Raw genomic sequence first — 23,087 nt, 5'->3', positions numbered from 1 at the left:
CTCTCCAGGGCTGTGGGGGAGCGGGCGGGGACGCGGGGTGCGGGCGGGTCAGGCCCGCAGCGTGGCGCCGCCGTCGACGTACAGGTCGTGCAGGGTGATGTGGCGGGCCCGGTCGGAGACCAGGAAGGCGACGGCCTCGGCCACGTCGGCCGGCTCGGCGATGCGGCCGAGCGGGATGCCGGTGCGGTAGGCGGCCGGGTCGCCCTCGATGACGGACCGCCGGCCGCCTTCGGCGCCTCCGGGCGCGGCCGCCCACAGGGCGCGCTGCATGGCGGTGTCGGTGGATCCGGGGGAGACGGTGTTGCAGCGCACGCCGTGCGCGGCGACCTCCAGCCCCAGGCACTTGGTGAACATCACCGCGGCGGCCTTGGACGCGGCGTAGGCGGCCATGCCGCTGCGCGGGACGCCGGCCGCGTTGGAGGCGACGGTGACGATGCTGCCGCGGTCGCGGGCGGTCATGCGGCGGGCGACGGCGCGCGAGACGTGGAGGACGCCGTCGGTGTTGACCGCGAAGACGGCCGCCCAGTCCGCGTCGTCGAGCTCCAGCACGGGTCCGGTGCGCAGGATGCCGGCGACGTTGACCGCGATGTCCAGCGGCCCGAGGGTGTCCTCGGCCTCGGCGACCAGCCGTTCCACGGCGGCGGCGTCGGTGACGTCCAGCGGGCGTGCGGTCACCGCCCCGCCCGCGCGCGCGGCCGTGGCCGCCAGCGCGTCGGCGTCGGTGTCGGTGGCCAGGACGCGGGCGCCGCGTGCGGCCAGTGCCGCGACGACGGCCTCGCCGATGCCCCGGGCCGCGCCGGTGACGAGGGCGAGGCGTCCGGCCAGTTCTTGTTCCGTCGTCACTTGACCATGGCCTTCCGGATGTCGCCGAGGACGGAGGCGGCCGCCTCGGCGCCGCCCAGGCTCGTCCACTTGGAGCCGTCGATCACGCTCGCGTGCCCGTCGCGGACGGCCTTCAGCTCCCGGTAGGCGGGCTTGTCGGTGAGCGTCTTGAGCAGTCCGGCGTCCGGGCCGGCCGACGACAGGGTGCCGATGAACAGCCAGTCGCCGTCGATCTCGTGGAGGTTCTCGTCGCTGATCGGCGTCGAGTGGCCCTTGCCCGGCTCGTTCTGGATGCCGGGTCGGCGGAAGCCGAGGTCCCGCAGTACGTCGCTGATGAACACCCCCTGCTGCATGACGGCGGTGCCCTTGGCGGAGTAGCGGGCGACGGACACGCTCAGGCCCGCGTCGTCGCCGAGGTCCTTCTTCAGGGTCGCGGCGGCGCTGTCGTAGTCCGCGAGGAGTTTGCCGGCCCGGTCCGTGCGGCCCAGGGCCTTCGCGGTCAGCTGCAGCGACTTCTTCCAGCTCTTGTCGCCCCCGATGGTGACGACCGTCGGGGCGATCCTCCGCAGCTGCGCCAGTACTTGTTCGTCGGCCAGTTGCCCGGCGAGGATGACGTCCGGCCGGGTCCGGACGACCTTCTCGATGTCCGGGCCCGTGACCGCGCCGACCACGGGGATGCCCTCGGCCTGCTTGCCCAGGTACTCGGGGGCGCCCTTCTGCCCGCGCCCGGCCGCAAGACCGACCGGCTTGACGCCGAGGGCCAGCGCGGAGTCCAGGTCCATCTCGCTGAGCGTCACGACGCGCTCGGGGGCGGCGGGCACCTTCACGGACGCGTTCGTGGCGTCGGTGAGCGTCGTCGTCCCGCTCCCGGTACTGCTTTGGGCCGCGGTCCCGTGCGGGGCCGCGTCGTCCGAGGAACTGCAGGCGCTCAGGACGAGCCCGCACGCGAGGGCCAGGGCCGTGGCGGCCGCGCGGCGGGCGGTTCGGGAAGCAGGGCGGGGCGGCGTCATGGCCTGGAATCTCCGTTGTTCGTCCGTCAGGTCCCCGGAAGGGAACCCGGGTTCGGTCCGCCGTGTACTCCTCGCAGGGCATGCGGAACAGCCGGCATTCCGGACATGCGGATGCTCGGCGGCCGACCGTCGGCGGACGGTTACTTAGGTTAGGCTAACCATATGACGAAGACGAGAGGGTTGCCGGTGGGACGCGGATCCGGCCGCCGCGAGGAGCGGCCGCCCCGGGGACACCCCGCCGTCCCGGCCGGCGTGGCCCTGCTCGTCCTGCTGCCGGTCCTGTGCCTGCTGTCCCTGCTCGTCGGCACCGGCTCCAGCTCACCGGCCCACGCCCTCGACTACCTCCTGGGCGACCCCGCCGCCCGCGCCGACCCCCACCTGCGCCTGGCCGTCATGGACGTACGGCTGCCCCGCACCCTGGCCGCCCTCCTCGTCGGCGTCTGCCTCGGCACGGCCGGCTGCCTGCTGCAGGCCGCAACCCGCAACCCGCTCGCCGAGACCGGGCTCCTCGGGGTCAACTCCGGGGCCGCATTCGCCGTCGTCGTCGGCCTCACCTGGTGCGGGGCCTCCTCCACGACGGACCTGCTGCTGTGGGCCCTCGGCGGCGGCATCGCCGCCAGCGCGGTCGTCCTGCTGCTGGCGGCCGGCGGCCGCGCCGGCGGATCACCGCTGCGGCTCGTCCTCGCCGGCGCGGCCCTCGGCGCCACCTTCCACGGCATGACCTCCTACGTCCTGCTCGGCAGCCAGGCCACCTTCGACGTCTACCGCTACTGGACCATCGGCTCGCTCGCCGGCGTGCGCACCCGCGACCTCCTGCCCCTGCTGCCCGTCGCGGCCGTCGGCCTGCTGCTCGCGGCCGGCTGCGCCCGGCCGCTGTCCGCGCTGGGGCTCGGCGACGACAGCGCCCGCTCCCTGGGCCACCGCCCCGGCCGCACCCGCCTGGTGGTCGCGGGCGCCGTCTCGCTGCTGGCCGGCTGCGCGGTCGCCGTCGCCGGGCCCATCGCCTTCCTCGGCCTGCTCGCGCCCCACGCCGCCCGGGCCCTGGCCGGCGCGCGCCCGGCCGCCCAGCTCGTGCTGTCCGCCCTGATCGCCGCCGACGTGATGATCCTCGCCGACGTCCTCGCCCGCGTCGTCATCCGCCCGTGGGAGACACCGGTCAGCGTGCTGCTGGCCTTCGTCGGCGGCCCGTTGCTCGTCTGGATCGCCCGCTCCTCCCGCCTGTCCACCGCCGGAGCCCCCTCATGACCACCCCCGCCGCCCGCAGACCCGCCGGGGACGTCACCCCGCCGGACAGCCTCGTGCTGCGCACCGGCACGCTCTCCTGGCTCTTCCCCCGCCGCGGCGCGCTGGCCGCCGCGCTCGTGGTGCCGCTGCTCGTGCTGCTCGTCGCCCTCGCGGTGACGGCCAGTTCCACGGGGATGAGCCTGTCGCAGACCCTCTCCGGGCTGCTGGGCACCGGCGACCGGGGCACCGTCATGGTCGTACGGGAGTTCCGGCTGCCGCGCGTGTGCGTCGGCATCATGGTCGGCGCCGCGCTCGGCACGGCCGGCTGCCTCACCCAGACCCTGGCCGGCAACCGGCTGGCCACCCCCGACCTCCTGGGGGTGGGCGAGGGCGCCACCGCCGCGGTGGTGGCCTCCGTCGCCGGCTCCTCGACCGGCACGATCGGCCACTGGTGGCTCGGCCCGATCGGGGCCGTGGCCGCGGCCGTCCTCGTCGTGCTGTGCGCGGGCGGGGCGGGCGGCGCCGGTTACCGCGTCCTCGTCGCCGGCATCGGCGTGTCCACCGTCGTCGGGGCCGCCGGCGACCTCGTGATGTCGCGCCAGAACGACAACACCGCGGGCGGCGTCTTCCTGTGGGCCGTCGGCAGTCTCAACGGCCGCGACTGGGCCGTGGGAACCCCCCTGCTGATCGCCCTGCTCTTCCTCCTCCCCCTCACCCTGGCCGCCGGGCACCGCCTGCAACTGCTGCGGTTCGACGACGACACGGCCGCGGGCCTCGGCGTTGACCTGCGCCGGCTGCGCGCCGCCGCGTTCGCGCTCGCCGTCGTCCTGGCCGGCCTGGCCGTCGGCGTGGGCGGCCCCGTCGCCTTCGTCGCCCTCGCCGCACCGATCCTCGCCGCACGCCTCGCCGGCCCCACCCGGGTGCCCGTCCTCGGCTCCGCGCTCACCGGAGCCGCCCTGATCACCGCGGCCGACGCCCTCGGGCGCGTCGCCGCCCCCGTCGAACTGCCCGTCGGCGTCGTCACCAGCGTCCTCGGCGGGCCCTTCCTCCTGTGGGTCCTCTTCCGCGCGGACCGCACCACCGGAAAGGCCTGAGCACCCCCATGACCACCGCCCGCCCCGGCCACCCCGGCCACCCCGGCCTCGACGTGCGCGGCCTGCACGCCGGCCACCCCGGCCGGCCCGTCGTCCGCGACGTCGACCTGGCCGTCCCCGCCGGCCACGTCGCCGCCGTCGTCGGCCCCAACGGCTGCGGCAAATCCACGCTCCTGCGCACCATCGCCCGGCTGCACCGCCCCGAGGCGGGCAGCGTGCACGCCGACGGCGCCGACGTGTGGAAACTGACCCAGCGACAGGCCGCCCACAAGGTCGCCCTGCTGCCCCAGGCCCCGCGCGCACCCGAAGCCGTCACCGTGGCCGGGCTCGTCCGCTACGGCCGCCACCCCCACCAGGGCCTGCTGCGCCAGTGGTCCCGCGAGGACGAACGCGCCGTCCGCGACGCCCTGGAGGCCACCGGCACCGCCGAACTGGCCGCCGAACGCCTCGACCGGCTCTCCGGCGGCCAGCGCCAGCGCTGCTGGCTCGCCATGGTGCTCGCCCAGCACACCCCCGTCGTCCTGCTCGACGAGCCCACCAGCGCCCTCGACCTCGGCCACGTCGTCGACGTCCTCGACCTCGTCCGCCAGGTCGCCGCGAGCGGCCGGACCGTCGTCATGGTCCTGCACGACCTGGCCTCCGCCGCGCGGTACGCCGACACGCTGATCGCGATGAAGGACGGCCGCGTCATCGCCCAGGGGCCGCCCCGCGACACGGTCGACGAGGCACTGGTCAAGGAGCTCTACCGCGTGGAGGCCGACATCCTGCACGCCCCCGGCGACGCCGCCCCGGTGGTCGTCCCGCGCGCCCGCGGCTGAACGGGACCCCGGCCCAGCGACGGCTACAGGTGCCGCAGGTGGTCGCGCAGGGCGCGGGCGACGTCGGCCATGAGGGCTTCGGCGCCGGGCTGGGTGCCGGCCGGGACGAGCGACTCGGTGAGGACGGCGACGGCGTACGCCTGGCCGTCGGCGTGCTCGACGACGCCGATCTCGTGCCGGAGGTTCAGGAGGGTGCCGGTTTTGGAGGACCAGGTGGTGGCGTCGGAGCTGAAGTCCGGGGCGAGCCGGTGCCGCAGGAGGTTGTGGGCCATGAGGTCGCGCACGCGCGCGGCGGCCTCGGGGTGGATCGCCGAGGGCGTCCACAGGGCCTGCAGCAGCTCGACCCAGTCGCGGGCGCTGCCGGAGCTGGCCCGGGTGGTGTCGAGTTGGGGCACCCGGTGCCCGCGGCCGCCGGTGCCGGCGTCGATGGCCAGGGCGTGGGCCAGGTGGGTCTGGGAGGCGTCGAGGCGTTCGGCGGGGGTCTCGGAGAGCTCGCGCAGCGTGTGGCGCACGGTGATGCCGCGCAGGCCGGACTCGCGCAGGACGGCGGTGACCCGGGCGGGCGGCGTGAGCGCGAACAGCGCGTCGGCGGCCGCCCCGTCGCTGATGCAGGTGCTGAGGTAGAGCAGGTCGTCGATCGCGATCCGGGCGGGGTGGCGGAAGCGGCTGATGCCGGTGGGGCCGGGCGTGGTGATCCGGCCGGGCCGGACGTCGAGTGCGAAGGCCCCGTCGAGCTCGCCGCGCCGGATGCGCTCCACCGTCGCCAGCGCGAGCGGGACCTTCACCAGCGACGCGGCGGGCAGCGGGGTGTCCGGCTCGATGCCCAGCTCGTCCCCGGTGCGCAGGTCCCGTACGAGCAGGCAGGCGCGCAGGCCGCCGTCGTGCAGCCGGCGGCGCAGGTCGTGCAGCAGTGCCTCGGTGTTCACGTCGTGGTTCCTCTCGTGCTTCCTCCCGCGGCGCGTGCCCGGGGGGATGCCCCCAGGCAGCGGGCGATGGCGTCCCCCAGGCGTGCCTCGATGTGCAGGGGGTTGCCGTCCGCGGCGGTGGCCAGGGCGTACCCCCGGCTGAGCGTGACCTCGCCGACGGGCCGCCAGTGCAGGGTGAGTTCCTCCGCCTGCGCGGGGGTGCACAGCAGCAGGTCGCGCGTGCGCAGGACCTCCGCCGCGGCGGTGGTCAGGTCGGCCCCGGCGACCACCTGTACGGGCTGCAGGCCGAGGGCGTCGCGCAGGCGTGTGAGCGGGTCGCGGATGTGCGGGACGTCGTCCTCCGGCTGGATCCACACCCGGCGGGCCGGCCCGGTCCGGGCGCGGCCGGCCCGCAGCGTTTCGAGGTAGACGCGCCGCACACCGGGGTCGTCGGCCGCGGCGAGCCCGAGCGGCAGGACCCACGTCGCCTCGTCCGGCGGCACCGCGAGCAGGGCGGCCCGCACCTGCTGGGTGTGCACGAGCTCCGTGCGCCGGGCCGGTGCGGCGATGCGCAGGTCGAGCGTGACGTCGTGCTCGCGGGCGTCGGCGACCAGGCGCGCGAGGCGGACGGTGGGGCAGGTGCCGGGCACCGCGAGCCGCCAGGGTTTGCGCCGGGCCGTCCGCGCCTCGTGGAGCAGCGCGTCGGCCGCCTGCACGAGCTGCCGGGCCACCGGCAGCATGTCCCGGCCGAAGGGCGTGAGGACGGCCCGCCGCGACGTCCGCTCGAACAAGCGCTCCCCGAAGTGTTCCTCCAGGGCGGCGACGCGACGGCTGGCCACCGGCTGCGACATCCGGGCCGCGGCCGCACCGACGGTGAAGCTGCCGTGCTGACCGACGCTGACGAACGCGCGACATGCTCCCACCAGATCCACCCCCCGAGCCTATGCCGGATCCGCATGGAAGCGTGCACGGGCGTATTGGACCGCATGACCGTGCGGCGGTGAGGGTGGTCCCGTCAGCCACGACCACGCACCGGGACGGGCCGCCCGCCCGTCCCCTACGCGCCCTGCCCACGGGCGCCTTCGGAGGTTTGGACCATGCAGAAGACCCGCGCCCGCCGCGCCGCTCTCGGCGCGCTGGCCCTGCTCGCCCTCGTCCCGCTCGCGGCCTGCGGCCAGGACGCTTCCCCGGCCGCGTCGTCCTCCGCGTCGTCCTCCGCCGCGGCCGGGGCCGCTCCGGCCGCCAAGCCGTTCGCCCGGGACTTCCAGGAGCTGGAGCGCCGGTTCGGCGCACGGCTGGGGGTCTACGCCGTCGACACCGGCACCGGGCGCGAAGTGGCGTACAACGACGGCGAGCGCTTCCCCCACGCCTCCACCTTCAAGGCACTGGCCGCCGGTGCCGTGCTGCGCACGTACTCCCCGGACCGGATGGACAAGCGGGTCACCTATGCCAAGGACGACCTCGTCGACTACTCGCCGGTGACGGAGAAACACGTGGACACCGGCATGACCCTGCGCGAGCTGTGCGACGCCGCCGTCCGCTACAGCGACAACACCGCGGGCAACCTGCTCCTCGACGCGCTCGGCGGACCAAAGGGCCTCAACGCGGCGCTGAAGGAGATCGGCGACGACGCCACCCGGATGGAGCGCCGCGAGCCCGACCTCAACCGCTGGGCCCCCGGCGAGACGCGCGACACGAGCACCCCGCGGGCCCTGGCCGAGGACCTGCGCGCCTACGTCCTCGGGGACGTCCTCGGCAAGGACGAACGCGGTCTGCTCACGCAGTGGCTCAAGACCAACACCACCGGAGGCGAGCTCATCAGGGCCGGGGTGCCCGGGAACTGGGTGGTCGGCGACAAGACCGGAGCCGGCAAGGGCTACGGCTCCCGCAACGACATCGCCGTGCTCTGGCGCCCGAAGGGCGCCCCCGTCGTGGTGGCGATCATGTCCAACCGCATCAAGGAAGACGCGGGCTACGACAACAAGCTGATCGCGCAAGCGGCATCGGTGGTGGCACGGACGCTGTCGTGACGGCAGTGGCGGCCGAGGAGATCACGCCGGCGATCCCGCGGCCGCACGGTGTCAGCCCTCCACGTGGCGCCGGAGGTACTCCCCGGTGGCCGACTCCTCGGCCTTCAGCAGGTCGGCCGGTGTGCCGGTGAAGACCACTTGGCCCCCATGCTTGCCGCCGTCCGGGCCCAGGTCGACGACCCAGTCCGCCTGGCGGACGACGTCGAGGTTGTGTTCGATGACGATGACCGTGTTGCCCCGGTCCACCAGACGGTTCATCAGGGCGACGATGGTGTCGACGTCGGACATGTGCAGGCCGGTGGTCGGTTCGTCGAGGACGTAGACGGCACCGGAGCGGTGCAACTGGCCCGCGAGCTTCAGGCGCTGGCGCTCTCCGCCGGACAGGGTGCTCAGGGACTGGCCGAGCGTGAGGTAGTCGAGGCCCACGTCGAGCAGTGCGGTGAGCTTGTCGTGGATCTCGCGTTCGGTGGCGAAGAAGCCGACGGCCTCCTCGGCGGGCATCTCCAGGACGTCGGCGATGGACCTGCCGCGCACACGATGGGCGAGGACGTCCTCCTTGAAGCGGCGGCCGTCGCACGATTCGCAGTGGACGCGCACCGGGTCCATGTAGGCGAGCTCGGTGACGATCTCCCCGCGGCCCTTGCACTCGTCGCAGGCGCCGGTCGAGTTGAAGCTGAAGAGAGCCGCCGGCACACCGTTCGCCTTGGCGAAGAGCTTGCGGACGGGATCCATCACCTCCAGGTGGCTGGCGGGGGTGGAGCGCGAGGAGGCCCTGATGGCCGACTGGTTCACGAGCACGGAGTCCGGGTGGGCGCTCATGAAGGCCCCGGTCACCAGGGAGCTCTTGCCCGCGCCGGCGACGCCGGTGACGGCCGTGAGCACGGCCTTCGGGAAGTCGACCGAGACGTTCCGCAGGTTGTGCAGGGTGGCGCCCACCACGGGGAGCCGCCCCGCCGGCCGGCGGACGGGGTCCTTGACCCCGCCCCGGCGCCGCAGGCAGGCACCGGTGAGCGTCTGCGCCGTGCGCAGGTCCGCGAAGGTGCCCTGGAAGACGATCTCACCGCCGTGGACGCCTGCGCGCGGGCCCATGTCGACGACGTGGTCGGCCGTGGCGATGACGTCCGGGTCGTGCTCAACGACGAGGACCGTGTTGCCCTTGTCCCGCAGCGCCGCCAGCAAGTCGTTGAGACGGCCCACGTCGCGGGGGTGCAGGCCCGTGCTGGGCTCGTCGAAGATGAACGTCATGCCGATGAGGCTGCTGCTGAGGTGCCGTACGGTCTTCAGCCGCTGCGCCTCGCCGCCGGACAGCGAGAGGGTCTGGCGGTCCAGGGAGAGATAGCCCAGACCGATGCCCTCGATGCGCTCCAGGGCGGTGCGGATGCCGTCGGCGATGGGTGTCGCGACGGGGTCGTCGATGTCCCGGAGCACCTTGATCAGATCGCTGATCTCCATGCGGGACCAGTCGGCGATCGTGCGGCCGTCGATGGTGGAGGCGAGCGCCCGGGGACCCAGGCGCGTCCCGTCGCAGGCGGTGCAGTGGCCGAGGGTGATGAACCGCTCGATGTTCGTCCGGGCCCGGTCGCCGAGCGTGCTCAGGTCGCGCTTGAGGTTGGTGCGGGCGAAACGGTCCACGACGCCCTCGTATTTCAGGGTCGCGGTGCTGTTCGCCGTGCGCACCGTCACCGTGCCGCCGCTGCCGTGCAGCAGCATGCGCCATTCGTCCGCGTTGTAGTCGCTGAGCGGTTTGGCCGTGTCGAAGTGGCCGGAATTGGCGTACAGCTGCCAGTCCATGCTGCCGACCTTGTGCGTGGCGAGCTGGATCGCCCCACCGTCCAAGGACTTCGTCCGATCGAACATGCGGTCGACGTCGACGCGGCGCATCCGGCCGAGCCCGTCGCACTCGGGGCACATGCCCTGCGGATCGTTGAACGAATAGAACGACGGCGGATTGCCGGGAGTGGCGTAGCGGGAGAAGAGCACGCGGACGGACGAATAGATGTCGGTCATCGTCCCCACGGTCGAGCGGGCATTGCCGCCGACCGGTTTCTGGTCGACGACCACCGGTGCCGTCAGGTTCTCGATGGCATCCGCGTGCGGCCGCTGGTATTTCGGGAGCTGGTTGCGGATGAACCAATTGAACGTTCCGTTGAGCTGGCGTTGCGCCTCGACGGCCAGGGTGTCGAAGACGAGGGAGGACTTCCCCGAGCCCGAGACCCCGGTGAACACCGTGATGTTGTTCTTCGGGATCCGCAGGGAAACGTCCTTGAGATTGTTCTCCCGCGCACCCACGATGCGGATGTCGTCCTCGTGCTCGGTCATGCCCGCTCGGTACACGTTGTCGTCTCCACTGTCGTTCTTTTCAAGGGTTTCACTCGGAGGTACGGACGCCGTCGCGGTCGAGGTAGCGATGGCGTTCGGCGTACAGCTCCGAGGTGCTCTCCGCCAGCTGCCGCAGTTCCGTCACGTGCTGCTGGAAATCGGGGTGGGCCACGGCGGCGCGCAGGGATGCCTCGTCCTGCCACAGCGCGACATTGACGTAGCGCTGCGGGTCGGTGACGTCCTGCGAAAGGGTGTAGCCGAGGATGCCGGGCCGGTCCTTCATGAAGTCCGCGACCCGGGCGAAGGCTTTTTCGAAGGCGCCCGGGTCACCCTGGACCGAGAACCTGTTCACGAAGGTGACGCGGGTGGGGCTGCCGTTCTCGGTGGTCATGCATGCTCCTCGGATCGGCCGGACAGGCTGTGCAGGCAGGCGATCAGGCACCGCGCCTGGACGTTGACGTAGTGGCTGTGCCGCAGCAGGGCGGTCAGCTGGGCCGTGCTCATCCACCGGTGCTCCGGGCCCGCTTCGAGATCACCGTCGGCCTCGACGATCAGGTAGCGGTTGCGTGCGTGGTGGAAGCGGCCGCCCTCCTCGGCGTGCACGGCGTCGAAGCGGATGCGCGCCGGGTCCGCCTCCAGCACCCCGTCCAGGTACGGCGGCCGGGCGGCGGCGGGCAGCGCGGCGTAATTGGCGGGGGTGCACTGGACCGTCGGGGCGAGCTCGGCGACGTCGACGTACCCGGGCTCGGACTTCACCTGCACGAGCAGGTGCAGCACCTCCCCGATCGGCTTGACCAGGAAGGCGATCACGCCCGTGCCGCAGGGCCGGATCATGGGCTGGGACCAGGAACGCACCTCCCGCCCGGTGGCCGTGACGTCGACGCCGATCACGTCGAAGAACAGTCCGCTCTCATGGCTGATCCGACCGTCCCTGCGCCGCCAGCGGCTCACCTCGCGCAGCGGGATGCGCTCGCTTGCGGCATCGCGCCGGGCACGGACGTCGGTGATCCAGTGAAGGAGGTCGCCCATGCCGTGCCGGGTGGGGGCACCCGGGTCGCAGGAGCGCACGAGCGCCGCCGCGAACTCCCCGGGAGCCGGGCCGAGGACGCGCGTCAGGCCGCTGCCGGCCAGCGGCAGGCAGGACAGCACCGAGCGCGTGTCCATGTTCACCAGATCGTCGGCGGCCAGCAGGCGGTGGAGCTGGCCGAGCGTCAGCCAGCGGAAGCCCTCGCGGAGCTCCACCGCCCCGGTCACCTCGACCACCATGTTGCGGTTGCGCTTGCGGTGGAACCAGGAGCCCTGCTCGGACTGGCGTACGTCGGCCAGGACACGGTGCCGCGACGGGGCGCGGAAGTAGGAGAGGTAGGGGACCTCGGCCCCCTGGTGCACCCGTGTGTAGTTGCTGCGGGTGGCCTGCACGGTGGGCGACAGCTGGAGCCCGTTGTGGTTGCCGGGTTCGGCCTTGGCCTGCATCAGGAAGTGCAGGACGCCGTCGAACTCCTTGGCCAGGATGCCCAGGATGCCCACCTCGGGCTGATGCAGGACGGGCTGGCGCCACCACTCCACGGCGGCGCCGGGCACGTGCGCGTCCAGCCCCTCGACCGAGAAGAACCTGCCCGTGCGGTGGGTGATGTTCCCCGTGGCCGGGTCGGTGCGCCAGTCCGTGAGGGCGTCCAGCGGCACGGTCCGCACCTCCATGGCGGACCGGCCGCGCTGCTCGTCCAGCCACCGGTGGAACGTCCCGAGGTCCGGTACGAGGCCGGAGCCGGCCCGTGCGGACCGCGCGATGCGCAGCGGGTCGTCGTCGGCCGGTGGTGCCGGGAGCGCGGTCGCCCGCGCCTGCGTGGTCAAGGGTGCCCCTCGATGTCTGCGCTCACCCGTCGATGGTCGTCCGCACGGCTCGACGTCCCGTGCACTCGCGCTCGAACCCCCACGGTGCGAGCCGGCCGGGCGGAACGGGGGGCCGCCCGGCCGGCTCGCCGTGCCGCGGCCCTTCGACAGGCCCGTCGGCAGACCGTTCGTCACGCCGTTCGTCACGCCGTGAAGGCCGCGGCGTTCTCGCGGACCCACTGGGCGAAGGTACGCGCCGGCCTGCCGGTGACCTTCTCCACGGTGGGCAGGACCGTGTAGCCGGCCTCCGGGGGGTTGGTGCGCATCATGAGGAAGAACTCGATGTCCTCGTCGGAGTAGCCGGTCGCCCGCCACTGGGCGACGATCTCGTCCCGGCTCAGCTCCACGTAACGCACCGGGCGGCCGAGGGCCTCGGCTATGACGCGTACCTTCTCGGGCGGCGTGAGCGCCTCCGGGCCGGTGAGCCAGTACTCCTGGCCGGCGTGCCCGTCGGTGGTCAGCGCGGTCGCGGCGACGGCGGCGATGTCGGCGTCGTGCACCATCGCGCTCTTCGCCTCCGGGAACGCCTCGCGGACGACACCTTCGTTCTTGATGGAATCGGCCCACTCCAGGGCGTTGGACATGAACTCCACCGGCGCGAGGTGGGTCCACTCCAGGCCGCCGGCCTCGACGGCCTCCTCCAGGGGGCTCTTGGACACGTCGCCCTTGAGCACCGTCACCTTGCGCACGCCGGCCTTCTTCGCCAGGTCGACGATCTCCGGGCCGTTGGCGAGCGGGGCGAAGTCGGCCCCGTTGAAGCTGATCAGGTGGACGGCGGTGACACCGGCGAACGCCGCGGCCAGGCCGGAGGCGTCGGCCAGGTTCCCCGCGACCACCTCGGCTCCTGCGGGGAGGGCGGCCCGGGCGGGGTCACGGGTGAGCGCACGGACCGGATGCCCGGCCGCGAGCAGCTGTTCCACCAGCGGGCGGCCGACGTTGCCGGTGGCTCCGGTGACGAGAATGGTCATGGGATCTCCTTCCGTTGCGCCCGACACTAGGAGCATTCGCGGTCACCTCCTGTCCGCGGTCGGTGCGAAACTCGGCGCATGTTGGAGACTTCGGCCCGTCTGCTCCGTCTGCTCGCGCTGCTCCAGGCCCACCGGGAATGGTCCGGACAGGGCTTGGCCGAGCGGCTGAGCGTCAGTCCCCGTACGGTCCGCCGCGACGTCGACAAGCTCCGCGCCCTCGGCTACCCCATCAACGCCGTCGGCGGCGTGGGCGGCGGCTACCAGCTGGCCGCGGGCGCCTCCCTGCCGCCGCTGCTGCTCGACGACGAGGAGGCGGTGGCGGTGGCGGTCGGCCTGCGCACGGCGGCCGGCGGCGCGATCACCCGGATCTCCGAGACCTCCGTGCGGGCCCTGGCCAAGCTGGACCAGGTGCTGCCGTCCCGGCTCCGGCACCAGGTCAACACGCTCGGCGCGGCGCTGGTGACCATGCCGGTGCCCGGGCCCACGGTCGACCCGGAGGTGCTGACGGCGATCGCCGCGGCGGTGCGCGACCACGAGCGGCTGCGCTTCGACTACGTCTCCCACGGGGGCGAGACGTCGCTGCGCGACGCGGAGCCCTACCGGCTGGTCCACGGCGGGCGCCGCTGGTACCTGGTCGCCTGGGACACCGGCCGCGGCGACTGGCGCAAGTTCCGCGTCGACCGGATCACCCTGCGCATCCCGAACGGTCCCCGGTTCGCCCCGCGGCCGCTGCCCGCCGAGGACATGGCGGCGTACGTCGCCTCGGGCGTGACCACCGACCAGTTCCCCCACCGGGCGGTGCTGCTCATGCACGGCCCGGCGCAGGACGTGGCCGACGAGGTCCCGCCCTCGCTGGGAGTGGTGGAACCCGTCGACGACCACACCTGCATCCTGCGCATCGGCGCACAGGACCTCGACCACCTCGCGGTGTGGGTGGCCGCGTTCGGCTTCGACTTCGAGGTCCGCGAACCCCCCGAGCTGGTGGAGCATCTGCGGACCCTGACGGCCCGCCTGCAACGGGCGCTCCCCGATGCCGGGGAGCGGCACCCCTGACCGTCAGGAGCGCACGAGCTTGCCGGCCACCTCCCGGGCCCGCTCCAGCACCGCGGCCCCGGCGGCCTCCAACGAGGCGGACGCCTTGGCCAGTTCGGCGGGGTCCTCGGAGGTGAAAGGGGTCACCGTGAACGAAGCGGTGATGATGCGCACCTCGTAGCCGAGCACCTTCTCCACGACGGTCCGCAGGTAGGGGGCGCAGTGGTCCATGTCCGCGCTGGGCGAGCCGGGGGAGTAGTCGCCGCCGTAGGCGAGCACGATCGTGGCCGGGCGCCCGGCGAGGGGGTTGGCGGCGGGGTCGTAGGGCAGGGTGCGGCCGAGGACCAGCGCCTGGTCGAACCACGCCTTGAGGTGGGAGGGGATGGTCCAGTTGTGCATCGGCGCGCTGATCAGCAGGGCGTCGGCGGCCAGGATCTCCTCGACGAGCTCGTCGTGCAGCGCGGCGGCCCGGGCCTGGCCCTCGGTCTGCGGCTCGGCCATGAGGGTGGCGAGCGCGTCCGCGTCCACATGCGGTACGGGCGCGGCGGCCAGGTCGCGGTAGGTCACGCTCGCCCGGGGCTGCTCCTCCTGCCACACCTCGCGGAAGGAGGCGGCAAGCTTGCGGGAGACGGAGAACGGCGAGGGCGACGTGTCGATGTGCAGCAGGTTGGCCACGGAACTGCCTCTCGGTGCGCGGGTGGTGGCGCCGAACAGTCCGGCGCTCGTGGTCCCGCATGCTGTCGCGGCGCGCTCGAGCGCGGTCGGAGCGCCGCTGGCGTGCCCGCGGCTCCTGCGTCAGCGGCGCACCCCGAGGAACAGGCCGCGCCCCGACTGCACGTCGGGCACGTACGTGCAGTCCAGGCCCGCGCCGGCGAACGCCTCCTCGTACTGCTTGCGCGTGAAGAGCATGGCCCGGTGCGTCTCGGTCAGGTGCCGGATCCCGGATTCCGGGGACGCCTGCAGGTAGTGGACCTCCATCCGGGAGGCGTCACCGTCGCGGACGGTGTGGGACACCCGGGCGACGGTCGTGCCCTGCCAGTGCAGGACGTCACCGGACACCCAGCGGTCGAGGTAGGTCTCGGGGAACCACCAGGGCTCGACGGCCACCACGCCGCCGGGGACGACGTGGCGGGCGAAGCACTCCAGCGCCCCGTGCAGCTCGGCGCCGGAGCCCACATAGCCGATGGAGGCGAACAGGCAGGTCAGGGCGTCGAAGGTGCGGCCCAGATCGAAGGAGCGCATGTCGCCCAGGTGCAGGGGGACATCGGGGTGGTCGGCGCGGGCGATCTCCAGCATGGGCGCCGACAGGTCGATCCCCTCGACGTGGCCGATCAGTTCGGCGAAGGGCCCGAGGTGGCCGCCGGTGCCGCAGGCGACGTCGAGGACGGAGGCGGCCCCGGGGAAGCGCGAGTGGATCAGATCGGCGACCGTGCGGGCCTCCGCCGCGTAGTCCTTGCCTCGTGCCGTGTGCTGCGCGTAGTAGAACTGGGCCGACTCGGCACCGTACATGGGGTACTCCTTGGCTGCCCGGGAGGGTGGTGTGGTGACCGCAGGGTCGCGCCCGGCCGTCGAGTGCCGCTGGAACCCGGCCGGGGCTTGAGCGAGTCCCGATCGCGGAGGTCCACGCTTCGAGCGGTGCCAGTTCCCCGTCTTCTCTGCGAAGTCTTCTCTGCGAAGGAAGGACAGCATGTCCGCGAACGGCAGGGCCGTCGTCCTGGGCGGCACGGGATTCGTCGGGCGGCACGTGTGTGCGGAGCTCGGCAGGAGGGGCCTCGACGTGGTCGTCGTGGCCCGCAGACCACCCGGCCACGAGGTCACCGGGCCGTTCCTCGCCCTGGACCTGGGCCGCGCGCCCACGCCGGATGTGCTCGCGGAGCTGGAGGCCGTCGAAGCGGGCATCGTCGTCAATGCCACCGGCAGCATCTGGGGCCGTACCGACGAGCAGATGTGGGAGGCCGTCGCGGTCCCCACCCTGCGCCTGCTCGACGCGCTGGACCGGATGGCGGACCCGCCCCGGCTGGTCCACCTGGGGTCCGTGCTCGAGTACGGGCGGATCCCGCCGGGCACCACCGCCGACGCCACGGCACCGGTGCACCCCACCAGCGCCTACGGCCGGGCGAAACTCGCGGCCACCGAGGCGGTGCTGGAGCGGGTGCGGGCGGGCCGGCCGCCGGGCATGGTGCTGCGCGTGGCCAACCTCGCCGGGCCCGGCGGCCCGGACGTCAGCCTGCCGGGCCGGGTGGCGCATCAGCTGCTGACGGCCGGCGGCCGGCCGGCAGTGGTCGAGCTGGACCCCCTGCTGGCCCACCGCGACTACGTGGACGTGCGCGATGTCGCCGACGCCGTGGTGGCCGCCGCGCTGTCGGAGGTCTCCGGCGAGCTGGTGGACATCGGCAGCGGGCGCAGCACCGCCGTACGGGACCTGGTGGACATGGTCATCGAGCGCAGCGGGGTTCCCGCGGTGGTCGTGGAGCGCGCGGGGGCGGGGGGCCTGCACTCCACCGAGGACTGGTCCCGGGTGGACGTCGCACCGGCCGCACGCCTGCTCGGCTGGCGCCCCCGGCGCTCGCTCACCGAGGCGGTGGACGCGTTCTGGCAAGAGTTCGTCGCACGCAAGGACAACCGAGACGAAAGCGAGGGCCGAGCGACATGACGGCGTACGTGTGGGACTACCTGCCGGAGTACGAGCAGGAGCGGGAGGATCTGCTCGACGCGGTCGACACCGTCTTCCGCTCCGGCCGACTGGTGCTGGGGCCGAGCGTCGGCGCCTTCGAGCGGGAGTTCGCGGACCATCACGGGCTGGCGCACTGCACGGGGGTGGACAACGGGACCAACGCGGTCCGGCTCGGCCTGCACGCTCTGGGCGTCGGCCCGGGCGACGAGGTGATCACGGTGTCCAACACCGCGGCACCCACCGTGGTCGCCATCGACGGCGTGGGCGCGACACCGGTGTTCGTCGACGTCCGCGAGGAGGACTACCTGATCGACACCGCCCAGGTGGCGGCCGCGATCACCCCCCGCACCAAGGCGCTGCTGCCGGTGCACCTGTACGGCCAGTGCGTGGACATGGCCCCGCTGCGCCGGCTCGCGGAGCAGCACCACCTGGTCGTCCTGGAGGACTGCGCGCAGGCACACGGCGCCCGGCACCACGGCCGGCTCGCCGGGACGATGGGACACGCGGCCGCGTTCTCCTTCTACCCGACCAAGGTGCTGGGCGCCTACGGGGACGCCGGCGCGGTGGTCACCTCCGACGCCGGGGTCGACGCGAGGCTGCGGCGGCTGCGCTACTACGGCATGGAGAAGACGTACTACGTCGTGGAGGCCCCCGGGTACAACAGCCGCCTCGACGAGGTGCAGGCGGAGATCCTGCGGCGGAAGCTGCGCCGCCTGGACACCTACCTCGCCGGACGGCGGGCCGTGGCCCGCCGCTACGAGGAGGGGCTCGGCGACCTCGCGGAGCACGGTCTGGTGCTGCCGTCCACGAACGAGGGCAACGAGCACGTCTATTACGTCTACGTGGTCCGCCACCCCCGGCGCGACGAGATCATCGAGGCCCTCAAGCGCTACGACATCGCGCTGAACATCAGCTACCCCTGGCCCGTTCACACCATGTCGGGGTTCCGCCACCTCGGGTACGCCGAGGGCTCGTTGCCGGTCACCGAGCGGCTGGCGAAGGAGATCTTCTCCCTGCCGATGTACCCCTCCCTGCCCGAGGACCTGCAGGAGAAGGTCGTCTCCGCCGTGCGCGAGACGGTGCTGGCCTTCTAGGGTCCGGTCATGACAGGAGGGCCACCCCGGGCGGGGTGGCCCTCGTTGCCGTTGCCGGGGTCAGACGAGCGCCTCGATGGCGCGGACGACCTCGGCCGGAGCCGGCATCCCCGCGATCTCCCGGGACAGCTCCCCGGCCCGGGCCTTGTAGGACGGATCGCCGAGGATCTTCGCGATCGCGGCCGCGGTCTCCTCGGCCGGTACGTCGTGCGAGGCCAGGGTGATCGAGGCACCGAAGGCGTCGACCGGGCGCAGGGGGATCGCCGAGTACTGGATCTCCGGCAGGACCAGTTGCGGGGTGCCGGCGTTGAGGATCGTCATGACCGTGACGCCGCCCCCGTGGTGCAGCACCAGGTCGGCGGTGGGGGCGACCACGTCCAGCGGGACGTAGCCGGCCTTGACGTCCGGGAACTCGGCGCGCAGCTGGGCGGCGACGGGTTCCGGGGCGGCGACGACGACCTCGACCTCGCCGCCGCCCAGCACCGGGCCCGTCAGCAGGGGCCGGAAGAAGTCGGGCCCGAGGGCCGGGATGAAGGCGCTGCGGGAGCCGGAGGTGATGACCACCCGCGGACGGTCGCCCTTGGCGTACATCCAGGGCTGCAGGGGGACCTGCGGGTTGCCGGGGGTCCAGCGCATCGGCCGGGCCGGCTCGGCGTGCGCGGGACGGATGCTGGGCGGGGTGATGTCGACGAACAGGTCCGGCGCCGGCAGGGCGTCCAGGCCGAGCCGGGACAGCTCCGGCCGCAGCTCGTCGGTCGCGCCCTGCCAGTCGACCTCGGTGCGGTCGTAGATGGCCCAGGTGTGGCTGACGAGCGGGAGGCCGAAGCGGTGGGCGACGAGGTGGGCGGCGTGGTTGTACTCGCCGCCGATCACCACGTGGGGCCGCCAGGCTTCGGCCAGCTCGTGCGTGCCCGCGTAGCTCGCGGCGGAGAGCCGGGCGAAGCCCCGGCCGGCGAAGTCCATCTCGTGGACCGCGCCGGTGGGCCGGGGCAGCCAGTTGCCCTCGCGGTCCTTGAGCATGGCGTCGGCCATGCCCAGGCTCGTCACGGCGCGGGCCGGCAGCCCCAGGCCGGTGACGAGGTCCAGGTTCTCCTCGGGCACCGCGACGACGACCTCGTGGCCCGCGGTCCGGGCCGCCCAGGCGAGGGGGGCGCCGGCATGGACGGGGGCCGACCCGCCCCCGGCGACGATCAGGAAGCGCACGGTGGTTCTCCTTCGGCTAGCGGCTCACGGCCTTCTTGTAGCGGTGGACGGCCAGGGGAACGAAGATCCCGAGGATCAGGGCGATCCACAGGAAGGAGGCAAGGACCGGGTGCTGCAACGGCCAGACGTCCGGCTCGGGCCTGCCCTCGGGGATGTTGCCGAACAGCCGGCGGCAGGCCTCGACCACGGCGGAGACCGGGTTCCAGTCGGCGGCCACCTGGAGCCCCTTGGGCAGTCCCTCGGCGGGCACGAACGAGTTCGAGATGAAGGTCAGCGGCAGCAGGACCATCAGCATCGCGTTGCCCAGCACCTCGGGCGACTTGGCGGTCAGGCCGATCGCCGCCGTGACCCAGGAGGCGGCGTAGGCGAACAGGAACAGCAGCAGGAAGGCCAGCGCCGAGTCCCAGACGTTCGAGCGGATGCGCCAGCCCATGAGCAGGCCGGTCAGGGACATCAGGACGATGACGAGGACGTTGTTGACCGCGTCGCCGCTGGTGCGGCCCACGAGGACCGCGGACTGCGAGATGGGCAGCGAGCGGAACCGGTCCACCAGGCCCAGCTTCATGTCGTGGGCGATGCCCACGCCGGTGTTGGAGGCGGTCAGCAGCATCGTCTGGGTCAGGATGCCGATGACCATGAACTCGCGGTAGTTCGAGCCGTGCACGTCGATCGCACTGCCGAAGACGAATCCGAAGAGCAGCGCGAAGGCGATGGGTGCGGCGCTGGTGAACACCACGATGTCGGGATTGCGGAGGTTCTTGAGGACGTTGCGCTTGGTGAGGGTCAGTCCGTCCTCGACTGCCTGGGCGAAGGCGTTCACGTGACCGGCTCCTCGGACTTGTGGGCGGCGGCGCTCGCGCCGGCGGACGTGGCGGGTGCGTCGGTGAGGGCCAGGAAGACCTCGTCCATGCTGGGCCTGCGCAACGTGACGCCGGTGATGCGCACCTGTTCCCGGTCGAGCAGGCGGATGGCGCCGACCAGGGCCGCCGGACCGTCGACGACGGGCACGACCACCCGGTTGTTCTCCTCGTCCGTGGTGATCTCGCCCTGGGCGAGGTCGCCGAGGGCCCTGCGGGCGGTGAGCGCGTCCTGCGCGTCACCGGTGGTCAGTTCCAGGCGCTCGCCGCCGACGCGGTCCTTGAGCTCGTCCGGGGTGCCCCGGGCGATGACCCGGCCGTGGTCGATCACCGTGATCTCGTCGGCCAGTTGGTCGGCCTCCTCCAGGTACTGGGTGGTCAGCAGCAGGGTGCTGCCGCCGCGCACCAGCTCCCCGATCACCTCCCAGACGGCCATGCGGCTGCGCACGTCGAGGCCGGTGGTCGGCTCGTCCAGGAAGAGCACCTCGGGGCTGGAGACCACGGCGCAGGCGAGGTCCACGCGGCGGCGCATGCCGCCGGAGTAGCCCTTGACCTGGCGGTCGGCGTTGTCGGTGAGGTCGAAGCGCTCCAGCAGTTCGTCGGCCTTCTTCTCCGCGGCCGCGGCGCCGAGGTGGTAGAGCCTGCCCACCATCCGCAGGTTCTCCCGGGCGGTGAGGTCCTCGTCGACGGCGGCGTACTGCCCGGACAGCCCGATCCTGCGGCGCAGTTCGACGGCGTGGGTCGCCACATCCAGGCCCGCCACCCGCGCACGGCCCGCGTCGGCGCGCAACAGGGTGGACAACACCCGCACCGTGGTGGTCTTGCCGGAGCCGTTGGGGCCGAGCAGCCCCATCACGGTGCCCTCCCGGACGGTGAGGTCGAGCCCGTCGAGGGCGACGTGGGAGCCGAAGCTCCTGCGCAGCCCCTCGGCGACGATCGCGTGCGTCATCGTTCCTCCATCAACCTGCGCGGTGGTGGCCTCGCCGGGGCTCCCGGCGGGCCGCGCGCCACACCGTAGGACCGATCGCGGCCAGCCTCGGTCCCCGATCGGCCGCGATCGCCGAATCCAGGGCGGGCGCGCCCGCGCTGTACGGCGGGCACCAGTGTCGGGGTGTGCGGTCGACCTCCGGTGGACCGGCGCCTGATCGCGCCGGCGGCGGACGGCGGGCGCGGGGTCGAGGCGGAATCAAGACGTTCCTGAGGCGACGCCCGCACCATGGCACGGCGCTGTCGTGTGCCACCTAGGCGGTCCGCCGCGGCGGACCGGAAACGGAAACCCCAGATGAACCGGATGACTGGCTGTGCCGCGGCCGCCCTGCTGCTGGGCGCCGCACTCCTCGGTCCCGGAGCGGCCGGTGCCGCCGCCTCCCCGTCGATCGCCGGACAGGAGGAGGGCGGGGCCGCACCGGTCGGCACCTGGACCGGCACGATGCACCTGCCGGACACGGACATCGATGCCGCCATGGCCTTCCACCGCGACGGCCGGGTCTGCCTGGTGGTGCCGCCCCCCGGCCCCGACGGCGGGGTCGAGGGGCACGGCCGGTGGACGAGCACGGGCCCCCGTTCCTTCACCTTCCGGGTGCAGGAACGATTCTTTGATGGTGCGGGCAAGCTGACGGGATCACTGCGCGCCGTGCACAACGCCTCGCTCCGGGGGAACGAGTTCACCACCAAGGGCACGGCGGTGGCCTATGACGCGGCCGGGAAGGAAGTGGGCACCCTCGCCTCCACCGGGGAGATGCGGCGGCAGAGCCGTCAGCCGGCACCCTGCCCCGCCGTCACGGCGCGGGCCGGTCACGACGCGGCCGGCTGATCCCGCCGGAGCGTGCGGGACCTCACCCGCAGCGCGCCGTCCCGGCGCACCAGGACGTCGGTGACCGCGAAGGTCGACTCGAAGCGGACCTCCCCCTCGGCACCGGTCAGGGTCACCAGCGAACCGTAGGAGACGGTGACGGTGCCGTCGGGGGCCTCGTCCATCAGATAGTGGTCGTTCCAGTGACGCAGCACGACGGTGCGGTAACGCGGCAGCGCCTGCCGGGCATGGGCCAGCAACGCCGCCCTGCCCTCCAGCTTCTGCCCGCGGTGCACGTGGTGCGTGACTCCATCCTCGGTGAACGTTGTGGCGTAGCCGTCGATGTCCTGGGCGTCGAGCAGGCTCATCTGATGGGCGTAGAACTGCAGGATCTCGACGTACAGTTGCGTGCTCACCGCTGCCATGCGGTGCCCCCCGTCGTGGTGGCGAGAAGCCGCCGGCTCTCGGTGTCGGCGGCCGGGTGAACGGTCGTGGTGGGGTTCCATGCCCTGGCGGGGGAACCCGGGGCGTGCGGGGGCCTTCCTCCCGGTGCCGCCACGTCCAGGTCGAGCTCGGAGCGCAGCACCGCCCGCTGCAGGTTCTGCAGCCGGACGGAGGGTTCGACCCCCAGTTCCTTGTTCAGGGTGTCGCGCAGGTTTCTGAACGCCTGGAGTGCCTGGCACTGCCGGCCGACGCGGTAGAGGGAGACCATGTAGTGGGCGCAGAGGTTCTCGTGCATCGGGTGCTGTGCGGTGAGAACGGTGAGTTCGCTGAGGACCGCGTGGTACCGGCCGAGCCGGATGTCCGCGCCGATGCGGCCCTCCAGCGCGTTGAGCCTGCTCTCCTCCAGCCGGGCGACCTCGATGCCCAGCGGCATGCCGATGCGCACGTCGGCGAGCGCGCGGCCGCTCCATTCGGCGAGGGCACGGCCGAGGAACCGCGAGGCCGCCTCGTCGTCGGCCTGCTCCAGGGCCCGGTTGCCGGCCTCCACGAGCTGCTCGAAGATGTGGACGTCCACGCTCTCCGGCTCGATGTCCAGCAGGTAGCCCTCGAAGCGGGTCACGAGGATGTCCTTGGCCCTGCCACGCATGTCGGCTGCAAGGGCCGACTCGATGAGCCGGCGCAGCTGCAGGATGTAGGTCTGCAGGGTCGTGCGCACGCTCATCGGCGGGCGGTCCCCCCACAGTTCCTCGATGAGGGTGGGCACCGAGACGATCCGGCCCGCGTGCAGGGCGAGCAGGGCCAGAACCTGCCTCGGTTTGGCGGCGGTCGGTGTGATCGATTGACCGTTTAATCGGGCATCGAGCTCGCCCAACAGGCGTATACTCATCCATTCCCCCATGGAGCACATTGAC

General features: G+C 73.0%; 23 protein-coding genes. 8 read left to right on the top strand and 15 right to left on the bottom strand.

Annotated features, from left to right (window positions below; genetic code table 11):
• Positions 1-48: 48 nt before the first annotated feature.
• Positions 49-843: a 2,3-dihydro-2,3-dihydroxybenzoate dehydrogenase gene (locus tag AC27L3_RS03880; protein WP_487232577.1), complete on the bottom strand. Its 795-nt coding sequence runs from the start codon at positions 841-843 to the stop codon at positions 49-51.
• Positions 840-1,832, bottom strand: a complete 993-nt coding sequence (locus AC27L3_RS03875; protein ID WP_487232576.1) for an ABC transporter substrate-binding protein — start codon at positions 1,830-1,832, stop codon at positions 840-842. Before AC27L3_RS03875 ends, AC27L3_RS03880 begins: the two co-directional genes overlap by 4 nt.
• 162 nt (positions 1,833-1,994) lie before the next feature.
• Between AC27L3_RS03875 and AC27L3_RS03870 the strand changes: the two genes are divergently transcribed.
• From AC27L3_RS03870 to AC27L3_RS03860, 3 genes are read left to right on the top strand one after another with little or no spacing between them, the layout of a single operon-like run.
• A complete protein-coding gene (locus AC27L3_RS03870; RefSeq protein WP_487232575.1) occupies positions 1,995-3,077 on the top strand; it encodes a FecCD family ABC transporter permease in 1,083 nt (360 codons plus the stop codon).
• Entirely contained in the window at positions 3,074-4,150 is a 1,077-nt protein-coding gene (locus tag AC27L3_RS03865) for a FecCD family ABC transporter permease (RefSeq protein WP_487232574.1), read from the top strand. The genes AC27L3_RS03870 and AC27L3_RS03865 overlap by 4 nt, the downstream gene beginning before the upstream one ends.
• An 8-nt stretch (positions 4,151-4,158) precedes the next feature.
• Complete coding sequence (locus AC27L3_RS03860; protein ID WP_487232573.1) at positions 4,159-4,968, top strand: ABC transporter ATP-binding protein; 810 nt, start codon at positions 4,159-4,161, stop codon at positions 4,966-4,968.
• A gap of 23 nt (positions 4,969-4,991) precedes the next feature.
• Here the strand turns inward: AC27L3_RS03860 and AC27L3_RS03855 are convergent, their stop codons facing one another.
• Entirely contained in the window at positions 4,992-5,894 is a 903-nt protein-coding gene (locus tag AC27L3_RS03855; protein WP_487232572.1) for a serine hydrolase, read from the bottom strand.
• Positions 5,891-6,805 carry a LysR family transcriptional regulator gene (locus tag AC27L3_RS03850; protein ID WP_487232571.1) on the bottom strand — a complete coding sequence of 305 codons (915 nt, stop codon included), beginning with the start codon at positions 6,803-6,805 and terminating at the stop codon, positions 5,891-5,893. The genes AC27L3_RS03855 and AC27L3_RS03850 overlap by 4 nt, the downstream gene beginning before the upstream one ends.
• A 165-nt stretch (positions 6,806-6,970) precedes the next feature.
• Here AC27L3_RS03850 and bla point away from each other — a divergent pair, with 165 nt between their 5' ends.
• Positions 6,971-7,903: a class A beta-lactamase gene (gene bla / locus AC27L3_RS03845; RefSeq protein WP_487232570.1), complete on the top strand. Its 933-nt coding sequence runs from the start codon at positions 6,971-6,973 to the stop codon at positions 7,901-7,903.
• 51 nt (positions 7,904-7,954) lie between these two features.
• Here bla and AC27L3_RS03840 read toward each other — a convergent pair whose 3' ends face one another.
• From AC27L3_RS03840 to AC27L3_RS03825, 4 genes are all read right to left on the bottom strand, one after another.
• Positions 7,955-10,222 (bottom strand): ATP-binding cassette domain-containing protein, encoded by a 2,268-nt coding sequence (locus AC27L3_RS03840; protein ID WP_487232569.1) that lies wholly within the window; start codon positions 10,220-10,222, stop codon positions 7,955-7,957.
• A 49-nt stretch (positions 10,223-10,271) separates the two neighbouring features.
• Positions 10,272-10,613, bottom strand: a complete 342-nt coding sequence (locus tag AC27L3_RS03835) for an antibiotic biosynthesis monooxygenase family protein (protein WP_487232568.1) — start codon at positions 10,611-10,613, stop codon at positions 10,272-10,274.
• Positions 10,610-12,073, bottom strand: coding sequence for an NDP-hexose 2,3-dehydratase family protein (locus AC27L3_RS03830; protein WP_487232567.1), 1,464 nt, complete (start codon positions 12,071-12,073; stop codon positions 10,610-10,612). Before AC27L3_RS03830 ends, AC27L3_RS03835 begins: the two co-directional genes overlap by 4 nt.
• Positions 12,074-12,255: 182 nt before the next feature.
• Positions 12,256-13,080: an NmrA family NAD(P)-binding protein gene (locus AC27L3_RS03825; protein WP_487232566.1), complete on the bottom strand. Its 825-nt coding sequence runs from the start codon at positions 13,078-13,080 to the stop codon at positions 12,256-12,258.
• 78 nt (positions 13,081-13,158) lie between these two features.
• Here AC27L3_RS03825 and AC27L3_RS03820 point away from each other — a divergent pair, with 78 nt between their 5' ends.
• Positions 13,159-14,133, top strand: a complete 975-nt coding sequence (locus AC27L3_RS03820; protein ID WP_487232565.1) for a helix-turn-helix transcriptional regulator — start codon at positions 13,159-13,161, stop codon at positions 14,131-14,133.
• 3 nt (positions 14,134-14,136) lie between these two features.
• Here the strand turns inward: AC27L3_RS03820 and AC27L3_RS03815 are convergent, their stop codons facing one another.
• Together AC27L3_RS03815 and AC27L3_RS03810 are read right to left on the bottom strand one after the other, a co-directional pair.
• Entirely contained in the window at positions 14,137-14,787 is a 651-nt protein-coding gene (locus AC27L3_RS03815) for an FMN-dependent NADH-azoreductase (protein WP_487232564.1), read from the bottom strand.
• Positions 14,788-14,907: 120 nt separating this feature from the next.
• Positions 14,908-15,621 (bottom strand): class I SAM-dependent DNA methyltransferase, encoded by a 714-nt coding sequence (locus AC27L3_RS03810; protein WP_487232563.1) that lies wholly within the window; start codon positions 15,619-15,621, stop codon positions 14,908-14,910.
• Positions 15,622-15,799: 178 nt separating this feature from the next.
• Here AC27L3_RS03810 and AC27L3_RS03805 point away from each other — a divergent pair, with 178 nt between their 5' ends.
• Positions 15,800-16,765: an NAD-dependent epimerase/dehydratase family protein gene (locus AC27L3_RS03805; RefSeq protein WP_487232562.1), complete on the top strand. Its 966-nt coding sequence runs from the start codon at positions 15,800-15,802 to the stop codon at positions 16,763-16,765.
• On the top strand, positions 16,762-17,880 hold the full coding sequence (locus tag AC27L3_RS03800) for a DegT/DnrJ/EryC1/StrS family aminotransferase (RefSeq protein WP_487232561.1): 1,119 nt from the start codon (positions 16,762-16,764) through the stop codon (positions 17,878-17,880). The genes AC27L3_RS03805 and AC27L3_RS03800 overlap by 4 nt, the downstream gene beginning before the upstream one ends.
• 60 nt (positions 17,881-17,940) lie before the next feature.
• Here AC27L3_RS03800 and AC27L3_RS03795 read toward each other — a convergent pair whose 3' ends face one another.
• From AC27L3_RS03795 to AC27L3_RS03785, 3 genes are read right to left on the bottom strand one after another with little or no spacing between them, the layout of a single operon-like run.
• Positions 17,941-19,083, bottom strand: a complete 1,143-nt coding sequence (locus AC27L3_RS03795; RefSeq protein ID WP_487232560.1) for a nucleotide disphospho-sugar-binding domain-containing protein — start codon at positions 19,081-19,083, stop codon at positions 17,941-17,943.
• A 16-nt stretch (positions 19,084-19,099) separates the two neighbouring features.
• Positions 19,100-19,903, bottom strand: a complete 804-nt coding sequence (locus tag AC27L3_RS03790; protein ID WP_487232559.1) for an ABC transporter permease — start codon at positions 19,901-19,903, stop codon at positions 19,100-19,102.
• Entirely contained in the window at positions 19,900-20,889 is a 990-nt protein-coding gene (locus tag AC27L3_RS03785; RefSeq protein ID WP_487232558.1) for an ATP-binding cassette domain-containing protein, read from the bottom strand. The genes AC27L3_RS03790 and AC27L3_RS03785 overlap by 4 nt, the downstream gene beginning before the upstream one ends.
• A 333-nt stretch (positions 20,890-21,222) precedes the next feature.
• On the opposite strand from AC27L3_RS03785, the gene AC27L3_RS03780 reads away from it, so the two are divergent.
• Positions 21,223-21,753 (top strand): hypothetical protein, encoded by a 531-nt coding sequence (locus AC27L3_RS03780; protein WP_487232557.1) that lies wholly within the window; start codon positions 21,223-21,225, stop codon positions 21,751-21,753.
• Here AC27L3_RS03780 and AC27L3_RS03775 read toward each other — a convergent pair.
• Entirely contained in the window at positions 21,735-22,148 is a 414-nt protein-coding gene (locus tag AC27L3_RS03775; protein ID WP_487232556.1) for a nuclear transport factor 2 family protein, read from the bottom strand. The two genes, AC27L3_RS03780 and AC27L3_RS03775, sit on opposite strands and share 19 nt — an antisense overlap.
• Positions 22,145-23,062: an AfsR/SARP family transcriptional regulator gene (locus tag AC27L3_RS03770; RefSeq protein WP_487232555.1), complete on the bottom strand. Its 918-nt coding sequence runs from the start codon at positions 23,060-23,062 to the stop codon at positions 22,145-22,147. The genes AC27L3_RS03775 and AC27L3_RS03770 overlap by 4 nt, the downstream gene beginning before the upstream one ends.
• Positions 23,063-23,087 lie beyond the last annotated feature (25 nt).

Source organism: Streptomyces sp. PKA51, from assembly GCF_057552455.1.
Note: the sequence above shows the minus strand (reverse complement) of the source record. Positions and strands in the feature narration are given on the sequence as shown.